The sequence below is a fragment of the Colwellia sp. BRX8-4 genome (assembly GCF_014077345.1).
Classification (GTDB): domain Bacteria; phylum Pseudomonadota; class Gammaproteobacteria; order Enterobacterales; family Alteromonadaceae; genus Colwellia_A.
The window spans coordinates 24,498-41,084 of record NZ_JACGVS010000015.1 but is presented as its reverse complement, the minus strand read 5'-3'; the positions used below and the strand labels follow the sequence as shown (position 1 = coordinate 41,084).

Here is a 16,587-nt window from a genome sequence, read left to right as displayed (position 1 = left end):
CTATGTTCCTTGCTCAATACGTTTGCCCCATTTGTAAAAAATCATTAGTGTTAGCTAACCAAAGCTATCGTTGTCAGAACAACCATAGCTTTGATGAAGCAAAAGAAGGTTATGTAAACTTATTGCCCGTTCAACATAAACATTCAAAAGACCCTGGTGATAACAAAGCCATGGTTAACGCACGTCGTCAGTTTCTAGATAAAGGCTTTTATCAACCGCTCGCTGATGAATTACAATCTCTATATCAACAATACGGTGATTTAACAAAGCCGGTATTTGATGCTGGCTGTGGTGAAGGTTTTTATACTCAACAGTATGTAAGGCCTACCAACCGTGTTTATGGTATTGACATTGCAAAAAATGCGGTTAAAAATGCCGCTAAAAAATATAAAGATTGTCAATTTAGTGTTGCCACCTTGTCGCAGTTACCTTTTAGTGAAAACTACTTTTCTTGGATCAACTCTATTTACGCACCAATTCTTGAAGAAGAATTCACTCGGGTATTAGCTAATAATGGCTATTTAGTCACAGTAACGCCGGCAAAAAATCATTTAATTGAACTAAAAGCATTAATATACCGAACAGCGCAACAACATGATATGACTAAAAGTCCTATTGAAAATTTAACATTGATTGCACAAAAAGAAGTGAACTATGAGATGAAATTTGCTGAAGGTGAAGATATTATTAACTTATTAGCAATGACCCCTTTTGCCTTTAAAACAACTGAAACCTTACTTAACGATTTAAGAACAAGAAATAGTTTCACTTGCCAAGCTGATTTTTTGATACGTATTTATAAAAACACGGTCAATTAACGTTTAACTCAATTGTTAAGCGGTTAGAGTTTAGAATTTTGTGACTGATGACTGATGTTAAGTAGTTTTGCTAAATCAATAAAACGTGGCTTGTGCAGTGATAACTTTATCGAACCACCCGCTTCGTTGACTCTAGCAACACTTTCTTTGTACCAAGAGGCGAGTGCCAGCGGCAAAAACTTATCGGCTTTAACGCCAAGCATTAACAATGCCTGTAGCGGAATACTTAAAATAAATAAGCTATAAACTAACGCTTGTGGTAATAATGTTATCGATCCTAGGTAAAGTTGCATAATAAAAGAAAACAACGCAATACCCGGTAAATAGCGAAAAGCCAAACGGCAAATTTGAACAGCTTGATACTCGGCAAAATAATTGCCTAACTCTGCTCGCTGCGGCCAAAGTCGCATATATTCTCGACCTAGCTTAATTAGTTCTACTAAACTCATATTCATAAACGACACACTATAACAACGGTTATTTAAAAGATAGCACAAAGTTGTAACTAGTTTTAATGAAGTCTCCCTAAAGTTAACTTCCTTAGTTCATATCAATATTTTAACGCTATATTTGGTCTATAATCATTCCAAATAACGTATTGTAATAAAACAATTAACCACCTAATAAATGAGCATTAAATAAAGCCATGAAAAAAAATCTAATTTTAGTGTTAAATTGCGGTAGTTCATCCTTAAAATTTTCTTTAATTAAACCAGAAAACGGCGAAACATTACTATCAGGACTCGCTGAGCGCTTATTGTCCGAACAAGCAAGCATCAAGATTAACGTTAAGGGACAAAAAAAGCACACGGCTATACCTCATCCATTTGATCATCGAACAGCGATAATGGCTTTAGTTGACAGCTTAGTTTCACAACAATTAAATTTACAAATATGTGCCATAGGCCACCGCGTTGTCCATGGTGGTGAACACTATTGTATGCCAACGTTAATTACTGATGAAGTAAAAAACACCATCAGTAACTTGTCTCAGCTTGCCCCATTACACAACCCAGCAAATTTGATGGGTATTAACGCCGCGGAAACGGTTTTTACTGATGTGCCGCAAGTTGCCGTTTTTGACACAGCTTTTCACCAAACGATGCCAGAAAAAGCTTACATTTATGGTATCCCCTACGCTCTCTATCAAGAGCATGGTATTCGACGCTATGGTTTTCATGGTACAAGCCATTATTTTGTTGCACAACAAGCGGCTAAAACACTCGATAAATCCATTAATGAAAGTAATTTTATCAGTGCTCACTTAGGCAATGGTTGCAGTGTTACTGCGATTAAAAATGGTAAGAGTGTCGATACTAGCTTAGGTTTAACACCGCTCGAAGGAGTGATGATGGGCACACGCAGCGGCGATGTTGATGCGGGTATTATTTTTCACCTAATCAATCAACTCGGCTATACCACAGCGCAAGTGAGCCATTTGTTACATAAAGAAAGCGGCCTATTAGGGGTTTCGGGGTTAAGCAACGATTGTCGTGAAATAGAAGAAGCTTGGTTAAAGGATAAAAATCCACGAGCAAAGTTAGCATTAGATATATTTTGCTACCGTGTTGCAAAGTCCGTTGCTTCTTTTACTGCCAGCTTAACATCAATCGATGCCTTAATATTTACCGGCGGTATTGGCGAAAATTCGACGCTAATTAGAGCCAATATTATTGATCAATTGAGCCTACTTAATTTCTTTGTTGCAACTGATAAGAATAATGCCTGCTGCTTTGGCAAGGCAGGTAATATCGGTACAAAAAACTCTCGTCCTATTTTAGTCATTCCAACAAATGAAGAGTGGGTTATTGCCGAGCAAACCTCACAACTTTTATTTAATAACAGCTCAACTAAGGAATAAAGTCATGTCACATAGAATCATGTTGATCCCAGTAGGTTTTGGCGTTGGACTTAGCAGTGTTGTGCAAGGCTTACTTCATGCGTGTCAGCAAAAAGGTATAAATGTCGGCCATTTTAAACCAATAAGTCAACCCGCTCGTCGTTTATTAGCTCACAAAAATAATACGGTTCAAAGTAAGCTCAATACTCCAAATTTAGGGACTTCGGTATCATTAGCTTATGTTGAACAACAAATGGGCGATGGCAAGCATGATATTGTTTTAGAAAAGATTGTTGGAGATTTCAATCAATTTGAAAAACAACATGATGTGGTGATTATTGAAGGACTGATACCAACGACACGCCAACCTTACGCGGGCAGAATCAACCGAGATGTTGCTCAAGCCCTATCAGCAGATATAGTCTTGGTGGCAGCGCCCGATAACGATAGCGCTGAAGAGTTTGAGGACCGTTTAGAAGTTAGTGCGGAAACTTTTGGCGGAATAAAAAACAAACGCCTTATTGGTTGTATTATTAATAAGATTAATAGTCCCGACAAAGATGAGTATGGATTACTGCCTCGTGAAAGTGATTTTAATAGTGAGTTCGATCTTGCTACGCTAATTAATTTATCGATATTTAAAAATCGTCATTTTGACTTGTTAGGTACTGTCTTATGGGAAATGGACTTAATCGCGCCACGGGTCATGGATATTTGCAATTATCTCAATGCTGAAGTGTTAAATGCAGGTGATATGTCGCATCGCCGTATCCGCAGTATTAGTTTTTGTGCACGCAGCGTTGGCAATTTAATGAGCCATTTACAACCAAGTCGATTAATTGTTACTCCTGGAGACAGAACCGACATTATTATCGCCACCTGTTTATCGGCTTTAAATGGTACAAAAGTGGGCGCATTATTATTGACTAACGGCTATAAACCCAACGAACAAGTGATGACACTTTGTCAACAAGCTTTAGACGCTGGCCTACCGGTGCTTTCTGTGCCTTGGGATACTTGGCAAACGTCTCGTCATTTAATGAACTACAACCCAGAAACCCCTGCAGATGATATTCAACGTCATGAAAAAGTAAGAGAATATATCGCTGATAACTTGTCTGCGAATTGGTTACAGCAACTGTCTGAAAATGTAGCACAAAGTAGCCAAATGTCTCCACCAGCATTTAGGCATAAGCTCACAGAACTTGCTCGTAGTGCAAATAAACTCATTGTTTTGCCAGAAGGCACAGATATCAGAACCATTAAGGCTGCTGCAATATGTGTTGAACGTGGCATTGCTCGTTGTCAGTTACTGGGCGATAAAGAAAGTATTTTATTGATTGCAGAGCAACAAGGTATTCAATTACCAGAAGGACTATTAATTACCGACCCCAACTTAATTCGAGACCACTACATTGCTCCTTTAGTTGAGTTGAGAAAACATAAAGGATTAACCGAAGTGGTCGCAAAACAAGAACTACAAGACAACGTGGTCTTAGCAACAATGATGTTGCAACTCGGTGAAGTGGACGGTTTAGTCTCTGGAGCTATTAATACCACTGCAAATACGATTCGCCCTGCCCTGCAATTAATTAAAACGGCTGAAGGAAGTTCATTAGTTTCATCTGTTTTCTTTATGTTATTACCTGAGCAAGTTCTAGTATATGGTGATTGTGCAATAAACCCTGAGCCAACTGCGGAACAACTCTCTGAGATAGCGATACAATCTGCCGACTCAGCAATAAAGTTTGGCATTGACCCTAAGGTAGCCATGATAAGTTACAGCACGGGCAGTTCGGGGGTTGGTGCCGATGTAGAAAAAGTAGCAAAAGCAACCAAACTCGCGCAAGCAAAACGACCTGATTTGATCATCGATGGACCGCTGCAATATGATGCCGCCATTATGGAAAATGTTGCCAAGAAAAAAGCGCCTAACAGCCCTGTTGCGGGTAAAGCCAATGTCTTCATTTTTCCTGATTTAAATACCGGTAATACCACCTACAAAGCGGTACAACGTTCTGCACACTTAGTCAGTATTGGGCCAATGTTACAAGGCATGCGAAAACCGGTTAACGACCTTTCCCGTGGTGCTTTAGTCGATGATATCGTCTATACAATTGCCTTAACAGCCATTCAAGCAAAAGTATAGTTTACTCAGCTAAAAGGTTAGTTTATTAACCTTTTAGCTTATATTTTTATTGGCTTGAGACTGCTTTTATATACAGTTGACTATTTTAATAACTATTTATAATTCAATCAATTTTTAGCCACTAGACAAAAAACAACCAGCTAAAATTAACCTTTAAAAACATAAAGATAACCATTAAAGCAATAGTTACCCACAATGATACCCACAGCTTTTGTGGATATCATTAATAACTACTGATGAGGATTTAACAGGTTAACCAGCAAGAATACATTAACTTTTCCACGTTTGATGCTGTTTTTATAAATAACAAGTTATTATTGCCATAAAATACAATAAAATCTAAATAAACATCATATTATTTATCTATTATCAAGCGATGGGGAGTCGCGAGACAAGATCAAGTAAACTTGCTTTATCTTATTAATATCTGCTGTTCATTGCTAAAGCAAGGCATTGACGATACTTAATCTGTTTAAGATAACTATCCTTGCTTTAACAATTAGCCAGTAAACGCTATAGTGACCTTTTTCCTAATGGTCACGTTCAATGAGCACTCTTACCCTCAAATTACTTGAAGAAACGTTTGCTATTCATAGTTTAGCCAGCGATATCGAAATACCAAAAGCTGTGTTTGATGCGCCAATCTTTTTTATTGCAAAAACCTATGAAGAAACATCCATTGTATTACCTCAAAGTATCAACATTGTGAGTGATGAGGTTGAAAAAGACTGGCAAGCACTTGAAGTTGTCGGCCCATTGGATTTTACGCTAACGGGTATTCTATCGAAAATATCAACAATTTTAGCCAAAGAAAAAATCAGTATTTTTGCTATATCTACTTTTGATACTGATTATATTTTAGTAAAATCAAATAATGTATCTCTTGCAACCACTGCATTGATATCTAACGATTACCAAATAATTTAGTTTTAGGGATGTTCATGACCACTATTTACGGCATAAATAATTGCGACACGGTTAAAAAAGCAACGAAATGGCTTGATAAACAAGATATTGAGTACACTTTTTTTGATTTTAAGAAACAAACATTAACGCCTGAGTTACTCAATGAATTTGTCAGCAACAGCTCTTGGGAAGTTTTACTCAATAAACGTAGTACCACTTTTAGAAACCTACCCGAAGCGATTAAGAGCAATTTAACTGATGATGTTATTTTCCAAGCAGTTTTGGCTCAACCGACCTTACTCAAAAGACCTTTAATCGCTCATAACAACGCCTTTGAAGTGGGTTTTAAAGAGCCAGTATATCAAGCACTATTTTTATCATGAGTAACTTAAAGGCAGAACATGACGTTATCATGTTAGCGAAAGACTTAATTGCCCGCCCGTCAGTAACCCCTGAAGATTTTGGTTGTCAAAAAATGATGTCAGAGCGTCTAGGCGTTTTGGGATTTAACAATGAAACCATGGTTTTCGAAGATACGACCAATCTATGGTCGAGACGCGGCACGACTGAGCCAGTATTTTGCTTTGCCGGTCACACTGATGTTGTTCCCGTAGGTAACTTAGCGCTTTGGCATACTCCCCCTTTTGAGCCAACCATTATTGATGGCATGTTGTACGGGCGCGGTGCTGCAGATATGAAAGGCAGTTTAGCCGCAATGCTAATTGCTACAGCACGCTTTGTAAATGATCATCCCGACCATAAGGGCTCAATAGCTTACCTTATTACCAGTGATGAAGAAGGGCCTTTTATCAATGGCACCACGCGTGTTATCGATACGCTTGAAGCTCGTCATGAGAAAATTAACTATTGTATTGTTGGTGAGCCAACCAGTTCAGATAGGGTCGGTGATATCGTTAAAAATGGTCGCCGGGGCTCTATCTCTGGTGAACTAATCATTCACGGTAAACAAGGCCATGTTGCCTATCCTGACCATGTAAAAAACCCTATCCATTTAGCTATGCCTGCTTTAGCCGAACTTAGTCAAATGCACTGGGATAACGGTAATGCCTATTTTCCTAAAACGAGTTTTCAGTTATCAAACATCGAATCGGGTACTGGCGCAACTAATGTTGTACCTGGTCATTTAACCGCATGGTTTAATTTACGTTTTAGTACCGAATTAAATTTTCAAAATATTATCGATAAAATTGATGCTGTCCTTATTAAACATCAATTAACCTATGAAATTAAATGGACATTTAATGGTAAGCCGTTTATTACTGAACCTGGCGCTTTGCTTGACTCTGCGGTAAAAGCTATAAAGACAGTCACCAATATTGATGCTGAATTATCAACATCTGGTGGCACTTCAGATGGCCGTTTTATTGCCCCTACGGGTGCACAAGTGATTGAACTTGGGCCGTGCAATGCCACTATTCATCAAGTCAACGAGAGTGTCAGCTGTAATGATTTAATTTTACTTACTGATATTTATTATCATACACTGGTTAATGCACTCACTGACCCAACAACCACAGCTTAACTTTAATGACTGAAATATTAACTAACAGACAATTAACTGGCCACGACAATAGCCATATTACTTGGTTAGATGACCAGACAGGAATTCATCACCAAGCGTTAACTGCATGGCAAGCTATGTCTGATGAAGCAAAGTTAGCAGGCTTTGATCTGAAAATTGCCAGTGGATATAGAAACTTCACTCGACAATTAACTATTTGGAACCGAAAGTTTTCAGGTCAGCTCGCGATTAAAGATAAGCAAGGGTCAACCCTAGATATTAATAAAATAACGGAACAAGAAATTATTCAGGCTATTTTATACTTTTCGGCACTTCCTGGGGCAAGCCGTCATCATTGGGGATGCGATATCGATATCTATGCTAAAAATTTATTAGCTGACGATGAAAAGCTACAGTTAGAACCATGGGAGTTTGCTGTTGGGGGGCCTTTTTATGCATTAAACCAATGGCTCACTCAACATGCTAGTCGCTTTGGCTTTTACTTTCCTTACGATAAATTTCGCGGTGGAGTCGCTATAGAGCCTTGGCATTTATCTTATTGGCCAATAGCGCAACATGGAGAAAGGTTATTAACTGAGAACCTGCTTAATTCGGTTCTTTTAAGCTCAGATATCTTGGGGAAAGAAGAGATTCTTCAGAACCTATCAACTATTTATCAGCAATATATTCAAAATGTTGGGAGTATTCACTATGGATAATTGGTTAGTCATCGTTATTATTATTGCAGCTTTCGCCTTAATAATTGGTAATTTTAGTGTTGTTCAACAAAATGCTAATACACCTTTACGAAAGCAAGGCTTAAATGATTTAGAAGAAACACTGCCGCGCAGTCATAACAAAGCCCATAAAATGCCAACTATCGTTTCAGCTGAACCGATAGAGTCAAAAGAAAAAAAGCGAAATAGCCATTTAAATCGATGAAATAGCCAAGCAGTCTATTTTAAGAAAGATTAAGTCTTGATAAAGACTGACTTGAACAACTACCTTTATAATTTCAAATACCATTAAGATACACTGTAGATAATTGACTTGTAAAAAAAACGCCGCTAAAAAATTTAGCGGCGTTTTATTTTAAATAAGCACGATTAAAGCAAGTTAAAAAGCATCTCTAAAAGATAAGCCTCTTTCCATTACTGGAAAAATACGTTCTAGTACTTCAACGGGTAAAGGATTACCATCAGCATCATAGATAGTTACTGAGGTCTTACCTTGTTCGTCGTTAAGTACAAATTGGTACTTAGCTTGGTCAAGATCAATAACAGGAACGTCATCTCCCCATATAACTGACCATAAGCTATTTTCAGGCTTCGCAAAATCAACAAAGTATATTTTCTTACTTTCATTAAGATCTGTTATCTCAAAGCCATAATCTGTAAAAAACAATGGCATATTTGACCAAAGCATTTCAATATCAATTTCAGCAATATATGCTGGCTCTGCTTGAGCGTTTTCACCAATAGTGACAAATTTTTGATTAGCTCGCATTAAACGGTTTTCACGTTGCTGCAATCGATATTTAAAATCAACCTGAGCAACAACCTCATTAAGCATCGCCATTTCTGCGCGTTGTTTGTCAATGATGTCCATTGTTTTACTTGCGCCGTTCTTGTCGGTACGCATGTAATCAATTAATTTAACACTTAAAGCGACACTTCGACCATGAGGTTTACTTTCAAACTGATAGTTAAAGCGCATGCTCTCACTGCTATCTACCGTTTTAAATAACCAATAACCAGAAACGTCTTCTTCATGGTACCAAGCCGACTCAAATACATTATCATCAGTACCGATAGCCGTTAACTCTACACCATCACTCGCGAGTTGCTCACGCAGTGCTTCAGTGATGAAGTCTTTCAAATCGGTATCTTCTAATATTTGGTCAAACCAAATTTTAGCGTTCATTGTACCTGGAACAACACGTGAAGATGAAGCGACAGGAAGAACCAATGAAGGCGCTCTAACATCAACATCTTGGCCAATTGGCCCTTTATTATTGATGGCGTCTGAGATAAAAAACTTTGCATTAACTTCAGGCTTATTCAAACCTGTAGGAACACCTATTTGTTTAGCTTCTTTAACTTTGGCGTATTCAAAATCGCCCATAGCGCTTTTGTTATTAACACTGCCACAACCTGTTACTGCAAGACTTAACAAGGAAAAATAAAATATACGACGATTCATTAACACTCCTGAGGATACAATCTGAATCTTTAAAAGTTGGTTCTTATATTGAACTGACCATAAAAGTTAACTTTGAAACCATTAAATGTAGATTAAATGTAGACAACGAAAACTTTAATCTGCTCTTTGAGTAAATTATCTGTATTAAGTTCCAATATTATCTATAGATTTTATTGATCAGCATATACAAGTATACTATCAGACAAATTAATGGGCACCATGGTACTTGGCTGTTTTTACAAACACAAGAATTCAACTCGAAAAATAACAAATAAATATATTCTCGCTTTAATAGCGGTTTTTATCTGCTTTAAATACGTTACAATAGCCACTTTTTTAAACTACTTAGGCTAACTATGTCTCAATATTTAGTACTCACAGCAATGGGCGCAGACAGAACAGGAAGTGTAAGTGAGCTCACTAAGCTGGCGAGTAAATGCGGCTGTAATATTATTGACAGTAGAATGGCGATATTTGGCCTAGAGTTTTCTTTGATTATGTTATTAAATGGTAGTGCGAAAGCGATTAATCAAATTGAAAATAAGTTACCTGCCGTGGCAGTCAAGCTTGAATTAACCACCATGATGAAAAGAACCTCTGGTTATAAAAAAAGAGAGTTCACCCATCATTATCAAGTTGATTATGCCGGTATCGACCAACCTGGTTTATTAAAAGCGGTGACCGCATTTTTTGCCACCCGCAATATTGACTTATCATCGTTAAAATCAGAAATTGACCCCGTCACTAATCAAATGCGCGCGACCATTTTAATAGCCTTAACCGAAGACACAAGTATTGCACAGCTAGAAAGCGACTACTTTGAACTCTGCGAACAAGTTGATGTGCAAGGCTGCATTAAAAAAGTGAATTCAAACCTTATATAAACTACATACAAGCAGGATACCCATGAAAACAATAACTGTTGGCGAAACCGCACCACTATTTACTTTACTTGATGAAAATAGCGATAAAGTCGCTTTAGCTGATTATATTGGTAAAAAACAAGTACTGGTCTATTTCTACCCTAAAGCCATGACCCCAGGCTGTACTGTGCAAGCACAAGGCCTAAGAGACAGTAAAAGCGAACTTGAACAATTAAATACAATAGTCTTTGGCATTAGTCCCGACGAACCGAAGAAGTTAGTTAAGTTTTGTCTGCGCGATGCATTAAACTTCACGTTATTGTCAGATGTTGATCACAGTGTTGCTGACGCCTTTGGCGTATGGGGATTAAAGAAGTTCATGGGAAAAGAATACGACGGCATCCACCGTTTAAGTTTTTTAATTGGCTTAGATGGCAAAATTAGCCACGTATTTAATAAATTCAAGACAAAAAACCACCATGAAGTTGTTTTAGACGTTTTAAACACTAACGACTAAAAATTAACCGTAACGGTTAGCTTATTTGTTTTAGGCTAGCCGCATAAATAGAATGCTATAATGCCTGCTCCTTTAAAATACCTTTCAGCCTATTCTTTAGATATTCAACATAAAGTACAAGCAATGATAACGGCCAAGAAGTTATCTGCCTATTTGTTGGCAAAATACCCTGTTACCCATCAAATATATAATGATAAAGCCCTACGCAGCTATGTAATGGATATTAAAAATCAGTACTTAAAGAAGTCTGAACCATTAAGCCAGATAAAGTACGACGATAAAATTCATGTTATTAATAACGCATTAGGCCTGCACACTTATGTATCAAGGGTGCAAGGCAGTAAGCTGAAAAGTAAAAATGAAATACGCATTGGCGCTTTATTTAAAAAAACGCCAGAAACATTTTTGCAAATGATCGTTGTTCACGAACTTGCCCATTTAAAAGAAAAAGATCATAACAAAAATTTCTATAAACTTTGTCAGCATATGCAAGCAGATTATCACCAAGTAGAACTAGATTTACGCATTTACTTGACCCAAGTAGAGTTATTTGGCGATATTTACAATTAAGCTTGAAGCCTATTTTAACGCAAGCTACAGTATTGAAAATATCCTTATAATAAATGCTAATGAATATTACTCATGTAAAAAAACGTATCGTTCTTACTGGCGGCCCTGGCGGCGGTAAAACCACAGCGATTGATCTTATTCGCCGTGAATTTTCAGGAAAAATAGCGACCGTCCCCGAAGCAGCAACGATGATTTTCAGTGGCGGCATTGCTCGTTCAAATAATAATCATGTACTAAAAACACAACAAACTGCTATTTTTAATTTGCAAAAACATTTAGAAGATATTCAACGAGCGACTTTTGAGCACAGTATTATTTTATGTGACCGAGGCTCTTTAGACGGCCTAGCTTATTGGCCAGGCAATGATGATGAGTTTTTCCAAGCGATGGATACCACGCTTGCTGATGAGTTGGCACGTTACGATGCGGTCATTTTTTTTGAAAGTGCAGCAAAATCAGGTGAAAGTATCAAAAGTAATAATCCCATTCGCAATGAATCAGAAAAAGCGGCTATCATTCTTGACGATAAACTACAGACTATTTGGTCACAACATCCTAATTTTAACTTAATCCACAGTGCTGAATCTTTTATCAATAAAGTTATGTTTGGTATCACGACCATTGAAGAAATTATCGAGCAGTATCAAAAAGACTCAGGGTAAAGTTTACCTTAGAGCACCTCTTTAAGCGGTACCCTGTTCAGGAAAGTCACTATTTGATGGCCAAGCATTTAAAACGGCCTTAACTAAAGTTGCTAGGGGAATAGCAAAGAATATTCCCCAGAAACCCCACATGCCGCCAAATAAAATAACAGCAACAATAATCGTTACTGGATGGAGATTTACCGCCTCTGAAAATAATAATGGCACAATAATATTGCCATCAATAGCTTGAATAATACCGTAAGCTATCATTACATAACCGAATTCGCTACCGGTGCCAAATTGAAATAAAGCCACCAACAAGACAGGAAAAGTGACGATAGTAGCGCCTACATATGGCACAAGTACAGACAACCCCACTAAAACACCAAGTAATACCGCATAATTTAGGCCGAGGACGATAAAGGCTATGGTCGATGCAGCACCAACAATAAGGATTTCAATCACCTTACCACGAATATAATTCATGATTTGTTGATACATCTCATCGCCTACTTTCGTCGCCATTAAACGTTCTTTAGGAAGAAATGAGGTAAAATTTGAAATTAATACTTTTTTATCTTTTAGAAAGAAGAACACCATTAACGGCACTAAAATTAAGTAAATCATCAAAGCAACAATATCAGAAATAGAATTAAGAGACGCTTTTAAGGCAACTTGTCCCCATTCAATTAACTTATCATTGACGGCAGAAATTAATGTTTCTATTTGTCCGGCATTAATTAAATCAGGATACAACTCGGGAAGCGTCAACAAATAGGTTTGTCCCTGAGACACCATTTGCGGTACTTCTTGTAATAAATTACTACTTTGTTGCCAAATAACGGGCATTAGCCCAAGAATACCGACTAAAGAAATGCCGATAAACCCCGCTACAACGATACCCACGGCAAATGTTCTTGATAAGCCAAGACGGACTAGACGATGGACAGGTAAATCTAATAAAAAAGCGATCGCAATAGCAACAAAGACCGGCATAAGTAAGTTATTAAATAAAAAGACAAAAAGAAAGGCACACAAAAGAATAACCATTAAAGTTACTGCGTTTGGATCAGAAAACTTACGTTTATACCATTGAGAAAATAATGAAACCATTTATATAACTTACCTGTTGGATGAAAGGGGTTGAGGGGCTTTACTAATAAAAAGTTCAAGGGTGTCTTTTTCAAGCCAAGACTCTTTATAGTGGTAACCTTGTTTCGTTAATAGTTTAGGAATATCCTTGATAGAGCCTTGGTCAGATATTCTCAGTAAACAAAAATCAGCATTCGACATTTTTTTTAACAATAATCGCAATTGTACTAATGGCACAGGACATTTTTCCGAACTGGCATCATATTCATAGATCATCACTACATACCACTTAAAAAATCATCAGATAACAATAATTGTCACCAATAACAGTAAACAAACCTTTTGTTTGATTATCTAATTTGCGACAATTGATTACAATGTTATTGTATTATTTATTTTGATTTGTTGGCAAATAAGTACTGAGGTGAAATGAAAGAGTTACCGATAACAGCTAGTTTAAAAGAAATTACTGCTCATAAAAAGAAACTTAATTGGGGTGATGTACCTGCTATCTATCATATGGCGGCATCTTCAATTAGTGATATGGACGGGATTTTAACGCATGGTTTTGATAGTGCCTATAAACAATTATTTGATAAACGTAATTGGAACTATGCCTTTTTAGAGGCGACGGCTGATAACGATGGCACTATTAACGTTACCCAAAAGCCAAAAATAGCCTTACGCCATTGCTATGATGAACAAAATTATGAACTTCACTGTTATCCGATAGTCAAAGGTGAACGACTCTATACACCATTATCACAAAGTGCCTTATGTCCATTTGTGCAATGGTCACCCGAAAACATGCAAATGCTATTTAGGATCAGTAGTTTAATTTCCTTTATCGTTTTTACTTTTAAAAGTGGTGATCCAGCAGATTTAGCGTTAATAAAGTACTCACATAAACGTGTGCAAGAGCTAATAGCTCAACTGAGCCAATCATTTGAAATAGTCGATGTAGTGGGTTATTCCATTGCAGATTTTTGTAAAGAGTTATATCGAGGAAAACCAAATTTCACGATAGCTGATTTACTTGATACACCGGATATAAATACGGAATAATTAATTTGCCTTATAAACGTAAGCTTAAAATAAAATCATTATTATTTACCTGCGCATTAACAACATTAGTTGCTAGCCCATACGGCTTTTCCCAAGAAAATAATAAAAATAAACTTCCTGAAATTGGCACGGCTGGATTTAGCGTTCTATCTGTTGATAAAGAACGCCAGATAGGTAACGCAATGATGCGTCATATTCGCGCTTCTCAGCCGTTGGTCAATGACCCTGTTTTAATCGAATATATTAACGATTTAGGCAACCGTTTAGTCAAGAATGCCCAAGATGTTAATTACAGCTTCGAATTTTTTATCATTAGAAATAAAGAAATCAATGCCTTTGCCTTTTTTGGGGGCCATGTTGGTATTCATAGTGGCTTAATTACCCTCGCTGATACAGAGAGCGAACTAGCCTCAGTAATCGGTCATGAAATATCTCATGTAACCCAGCGTCACTTGGCCCGAAGGCTTGAGGCTCAAAGTAGAAATCAACCACTAGCCACTGCAGCATTAATTTCAGGGGTATTACTGGCATTAGTTAACCCATCTGTTGGTATGGCTGCATTAACCACAACAATGGCGGCGTCAAAACAATCAAGTATTAATTTTACCCGTGGCAATGAGCAAGAAGCCGACCGTGTTGGCATTGCCCTACTCGCACAAAGCGGTTTTGATCCGCAAGGTGCCCCCGATTTTTTTGGAAAAATGGCAGTGAAATATCGTTATACTTCAAAGCCACCAGCAATGCTATTAACTCATCCGGTGCCTGAATCTCGCATTGCCGAAGCGCGTGTCCGTGCTCATGGTTTAGAAAGTCGTCCTTCAGCTCCTAGTTTAAACTTTGCGCTCGCAAAAGCGCGTATTCAAGCGCGTTACGAATCAACGGCCCTGGAAAACATTGCAACTTTTGAAGATAGTATAAAAAAACAAAACTACACTTATAGAGCCGCTGTTGACTATGGCTTAGCTTTATCATTATTTGAAAATAAAGAGTATCAAGCGGCTAAAAAAATACTTGAAAGATTGCTCATTGAAGATAAAAACAATCTATTCTATGCAGATGCACTAACCGATGTTTATATTAAAACAAAAGAAGTAAATAAAGCGCTGACTATGCTCAGTGCCCTTAATTTATTGATGCCAAATAACCAAGTTGTTACCTTAAACTTTGCCAACGCTCTCGTTGAAAACAGTCAATATTCAGAAGCTGAAGTACTTTTACAAGACTACCTGTTAGTTAAACCAGGTAATTTTATCGCTTATGATATATTAACGACTGTCTATGAAAAACAAGATAAAAAAGCACTGATGCATGCGACAAAAGGCGAAATCTTTGCACTTTTAGGGGCATACTCTCGTGCGGTCGACGAATTGCAAACAGGGTACAATTTTACAGATAATCAACCGTTAGTCGAAAAACGTATCAAAGCACGAATATTGCAATTTCAAGATCAAGAACAAAAACTTAAAAGACTATAATCCATATTACAGAAACGTTTAGAATAGGTGCTATAACGGCCTACTCTATCGATTAACCCGTAAAATTATTTAATTTTAGCACCCATTGAGATCTAACCATGTTAACGATTTATCATAACCCTCGCTGTTCTAAAAGCCGCCAAACCTTGGCGTTGATTGAAGAAAACAACCAAGAGGTTTGCATTGTAGAGTATTTAAAAAAACCACTGGATGAAAGCACTATCCAGTCACTTTTATCACGTTTAAATGTTTCCCCTATTCAAATGATGCGCACTAAAGAAAGTGAATTTAAAGAACAAGCATTAGCTCAAGCAACTGACAAGCAACTCATTGAAGCTATGGTGAACACCCCAAAACTTATTGAGCGACCAATTGTTACTACGCAAACGAAAGCCATCATTGGCCGACCTCCTGAAAACGTTTTAACACTCTTTTAATTTCAATTTAAAATTTAATTCAACAAGTTAGTGAAACAATTTGCTAACCAGCAGGATACCTTTCATGACCAAGCCACAAAGATTTTCAACATCAACATTTAAAAAAATAACCTTAATTGGCTATTTTTCTTTATTATTTTTTATGCCGCTTTGGCTAATCTATTTAAACCCTTCACAAGGTTTGTCGCCGATATTAAGCTTATGCTTATTCACAGTACCACTGTTATTTCCTCTAAAAGGTTTGCTGGCAGGTAATCCTTATACCTATGCTTGGTCGAGCTTTGTCGTTATGATTTATTTCCTACACAGTTTAACCACGCTGTGGGTATCTCCAGCAGATGTAGTTTGGGCATCATTAGAGCTTATATTTGCAACAATGATGTTTATTGGTGGCAGTTATTACGCGAAATATAGAGGTCAAGAACTAGGCTTGAGTATTAGAAAAGCTAAAGATAAAGCGTAACGCTTCAATAAGACTTTTATAACG

At 37.3% G+C, this 16,587-nt stretch carries 20 protein-coding genes; 16 read left to right on the top strand and 4 right to left on the bottom strand.

Annotated elements, in window-relative coordinates; genetic code table 11:
* Positions 1–2 precede the first annotated feature (2 nt).
* Positions 3–818: a 23S rRNA (guanine(745)-N(1))-methyltransferase gene (gene rlmA / locus H4J56_RS13255; protein WP_182259457.1), complete on the top strand. Its 816-nt coding sequence runs from the start codon at positions 3–5 to the stop codon at positions 816–818.
* 23 nt (positions 819–841) lie between these two features.
* Here rlmA and yfbV read toward each other — a convergent pair whose 3' ends face one another.
* The gene (yfbV, locus tag H4J56_RS13250) at positions 842–1,273 is read right to left on the bottom strand and encodes a terminus macrodomain insulation protein YfbV (RefSeq protein ID WP_182259456.1); all 432 of its coding nucleotides are present in this window, start codon (positions 1,271–1,273) and stop codon (positions 842–844) included.
* Positions 1,274–1,464: 191 nt separating this feature from the next.
* Between yfbV and H4J56_RS13245 the strand changes: the two genes are divergently transcribed.
* From H4J56_RS13245 to H4J56_RS13215, 7 genes are all read left to right on the top strand, one after another.
* The gene (locus tag H4J56_RS13245; protein WP_182259455.1) at positions 1,465–2,679 is read left to right on the top strand and encodes an acetate kinase; all 1,215 of its coding nucleotides are present in this window, start codon (positions 1,465–1,467) and stop codon (positions 2,677–2,679) included.
* Positions 2,680–2,683: 4 nt separating this feature from the next.
* Positions 2,684–4,807: a phosphate acetyltransferase gene (pta, locus tag H4J56_RS13240; protein ID WP_182230798.1), complete on the top strand. Its 2,124-nt coding sequence runs from the start codon at positions 2,684–2,686 to the stop codon at positions 4,805–4,807.
* A 546-nt stretch (positions 4,808–5,353) separates the two neighbouring features.
* Positions 5,354–5,734, top strand: coding sequence for an ACT domain-containing protein (locus H4J56_RS13235; RefSeq protein WP_182215761.1), 381 nt, complete (start codon positions 5,354–5,356; stop codon positions 5,732–5,734).
* Positions 5,735–5,748: 14 nt separating this feature from the next.
* The gene (locus H4J56_RS13230; protein WP_182230797.1) at positions 5,749–6,096 is read left to right on the top strand and encodes an arsenate reductase; all 348 of its coding nucleotides are present in this window, start codon (positions 5,749–5,751) and stop codon (positions 6,094–6,096) included.
* Complete coding sequence (gene dapE / locus H4J56_RS13225; RefSeq protein WP_182230796.1) at positions 6,093–7,256, top strand: succinyl-diaminopimelate desuccinylase; 1,164 nt, start codon at positions 6,093–6,095, stop codon at positions 7,254–7,256. Before H4J56_RS13230 ends, dapE begins: the two co-directional genes overlap by 4 nt.
* A 5-nt stretch (positions 7,257–7,261) precedes the next feature.
* Positions 7,262–7,954 carry a M15 family metallopeptidase gene (locus H4J56_RS13220; RefSeq protein ID WP_182230795.1) on the top strand — a complete coding sequence of 231 codons (693 nt, stop codon included), beginning with the start codon at positions 7,262–7,264 and terminating at the stop codon, positions 7,952–7,954.
* On the top strand, positions 7,947–8,177 hold the full coding sequence (locus tag H4J56_RS13215) for a hypothetical protein (protein ID WP_182215754.1): 231 nt from the start codon (positions 7,947–7,949) through the stop codon (positions 8,175–8,177). Before H4J56_RS13220 ends, H4J56_RS13215 begins: the two co-directional genes overlap by 8 nt.
* A gap of 174 nt (positions 8,178–8,351) precedes the next feature.
* On the opposite strand, the gene bamC is transcribed toward H4J56_RS13215, so the two are convergent.
* Positions 8,352–9,437 (bottom strand): outer membrane protein assembly factor BamC, encoded by a 1,086-nt coding sequence (gene bamC / locus H4J56_RS13210; protein ID WP_182215752.1) that lies wholly within the window; start codon positions 9,435–9,437, stop codon positions 8,352–8,354.
* 356 nt (positions 9,438–9,793) lie between these two features.
* On the opposite strand from bamC, the gene H4J56_RS13205 reads away from it, so the two are divergent.
* Genes H4J56_RS13205 through H4J56_RS13190 form a run of 4 tightly spaced genes read left to right on the top strand, consistent with a single transcriptional unit; the run spans position 9,794 to position 12,049 of the window.
* Complete coding sequence (locus tag H4J56_RS13205; RefSeq protein WP_182222245.1) at positions 9,794–10,321, top strand: glycine cleavage system protein R; 528 nt, start codon at positions 9,794–9,796, stop codon at positions 10,319–10,321.
* 22 nt (positions 10,322–10,343) lie between these two features.
* Positions 10,344–10,817 carry a thioredoxin-dependent thiol peroxidase gene (gene bcp, locus H4J56_RS13200; RefSeq protein ID WP_182222244.1) on the top strand — a complete coding sequence of 158 codons (474 nt, stop codon included), beginning with the start codon at positions 10,344–10,346 and terminating at the stop codon, positions 10,815–10,817.
* 60 nt (positions 10,818–10,877) lie between these two features.
* Positions 10,878–11,387, top strand: coding sequence for a YgjP-like metallopeptidase domain-containing protein (locus H4J56_RS13195; RefSeq protein ID WP_070373884.1), 510 nt, complete (start codon positions 10,878–10,880; stop codon positions 11,385–11,387).
* 59 nt (positions 11,388–11,446) lie between these two features.
* Entirely contained in the window at positions 11,447–12,049 is a 603-nt protein-coding gene (locus H4J56_RS13190) for an AAA family ATPase (protein WP_182242465.1), read from the top strand.
* A gap of 21 nt (positions 12,050–12,070) precedes the next feature.
* Here H4J56_RS13190 and H4J56_RS13185 read toward each other — a convergent pair whose 3' ends face one another.
* Together H4J56_RS13185 and H4J56_RS13180 are read right to left on the bottom strand one after the other, a co-directional pair.
* Positions 12,071–13,144 carry an AI-2E family transporter gene (locus H4J56_RS13185; protein WP_182216115.1) on the bottom strand — a complete coding sequence of 358 codons (1,074 nt, stop codon included), beginning with the start codon at positions 13,142–13,144 and terminating at the stop codon, positions 12,071–12,073.
* A 9-nt stretch (positions 13,145–13,153) separates the two neighbouring features.
* Complete coding sequence (locus H4J56_RS13180; protein WP_182216117.1) at positions 13,154–13,399, bottom strand: sulfurtransferase TusA family protein; 246 nt, start codon at positions 13,397–13,399, stop codon at positions 13,154–13,156.
* Positions 13,400–13,552: 153 nt separating this feature from the next.
* On the opposite strand from H4J56_RS13180, the gene H4J56_RS13175 reads away from it, so the two are divergent.
* From H4J56_RS13175 to H4J56_RS13160, 4 genes are all read left to right on the top strand, one after another.
* Positions 13,553–14,188, top strand: a complete 636-nt coding sequence (locus tag H4J56_RS13175; RefSeq protein ID WP_182216119.1) for a hypothetical protein — start codon at positions 13,553–13,555, stop codon at positions 14,186–14,188.
* 5 nt (positions 14,189–14,193) lie between these two features.
* The gene (locus tag H4J56_RS13170) at positions 14,194–15,663 is read left to right on the top strand and encodes a M48 family metalloprotease (protein WP_259364976.1); all 1,470 of its coding nucleotides are present in this window, start codon (positions 14,194–14,196) and stop codon (positions 15,661–15,663) included.
* Positions 15,664–15,761: 98 nt separating this feature from the next.
* The gene (arsC, locus tag H4J56_RS13165) at positions 15,762–16,100 is read left to right on the top strand and encodes an arsenate reductase (glutaredoxin) (RefSeq protein ID WP_070373889.1); all 339 of its coding nucleotides are present in this window, start codon (positions 15,762–15,764) and stop codon (positions 16,098–16,100) included.
* A 64-nt stretch (positions 16,101–16,164) separates the two neighbouring features.
* Positions 16,165–16,563 carry a DUF2069 domain-containing protein gene (locus H4J56_RS13160; RefSeq protein ID WP_182216121.1) on the top strand — a complete coding sequence of 133 codons (399 nt, stop codon included), beginning with the start codon at positions 16,165–16,167 and terminating at the stop codon, positions 16,561–16,563.
* Positions 16,564–16,587: the final 24 nt, after the last annotated feature.

Coding starts and splice junctions, on each gene's coding strand:
- rlmA (WP_182259457.1), top strand. CDS start 3: ATGTTCCTTGCTCAATACGTTTGCCCCATTTGTAAAAAATCATTAGTG.
- yfbV (WP_182259456.1), bottom strand. CDS start 1,273: ATGAATATGAGTTTAGTAGAACTAATTAAGCTAGGTCGAGAATATATG.
- H4J56_RS13245 (WP_182259455.1), top strand. CDS start 1,465: ATGAAAAAAAATCTAATTTTAGTGTTAAATTGCGGTAGTTCATCCTTA.
- pta (WP_182230798.1), top strand. CDS start 2,684: ATGTCACATAGAATCATGTTGATCCCAGTAGGTTTTGGCGTTGGACTT.
- H4J56_RS13235 (WP_182215761.1), top strand. CDS start 5,354: ATGAGCACTCTTACCCTCAAATTACTTGAAGAAACGTTTGCTATTCAT.
- H4J56_RS13230 (WP_182230797.1), top strand. CDS start 5,749: ATGACCACTATTTACGGCATAAATAATTGCGACACGGTTAAAAAAGCA.
- dapE (WP_182230796.1), top strand. CDS start 6,093: ATGAGTAACTTAAAGGCAGAACATGACGTTATCATGTTAGCGAAAGAC.
- H4J56_RS13220 (WP_182230795.1), top strand. CDS start 7,262: ATGACTGAAATATTAACTAACAGACAATTAACTGGCCACGACAATAGC.
- H4J56_RS13215 (WP_182215754.1), top strand. CDS start 7,947: ATGGATAATTGGTTAGTCATCGTTATTATTATTGCAGCTTTCGCCTTA.
- bamC (WP_182215752.1), bottom strand. CDS start 9,437: ATGAATCGTCGTATATTTTATTTTTCCTTGTTAAGTCTTGCAGTAACA.
- H4J56_RS13205 (WP_182222245.1), top strand. CDS start 9,794: ATGTCTCAATATTTAGTACTCACAGCAATGGGCGCAGACAGAACAGGA.
- bcp (WP_182222244.1), top strand. CDS start 10,344: ATGAAAACAATAACTGTTGGCGAAACCGCACCACTATTTACTTTACTT.
- H4J56_RS13195 (WP_070373884.1), top strand. CDS start 10,878: ATGCCTGCTCCTTTAAAATACCTTTCAGCCTATTCTTTAGATATTCAA.
- H4J56_RS13190 (WP_182242465.1), top strand. CDS start 11,447: ATGAATATTACTCATGTAAAAAAACGTATCGTTCTTACTGGCGGCCCT.
- H4J56_RS13185 (WP_182216115.1), bottom strand. CDS start 13,144: ATGGTTTCATTATTTTCTCAATGGTATAAACGTAAGTTTTCTGATCCA.
- H4J56_RS13180 (WP_182216117.1), bottom strand. CDS start 13,399: ATGATCTATGAATATGATGCCAGTTCGGAAAAATGTCCTGTGCCATTA.
- H4J56_RS13175 (WP_182216119.1), top strand. CDS start 13,553: ATGAAAGAGTTACCGATAACAGCTAGTTTAAAAGAAATTACTGCTCAT.
- arsC (WP_070373889.1), top strand. CDS start 15,762: ATGTTAACGATTTATCATAACCCTCGCTGTTCTAAAAGCCGCCAAACC.
- H4J56_RS13160 (WP_182216121.1), top strand. CDS start 16,165: ATGACCAAGCCACAAAGATTTTCAACATCAACATTTAAAAAAATAACC.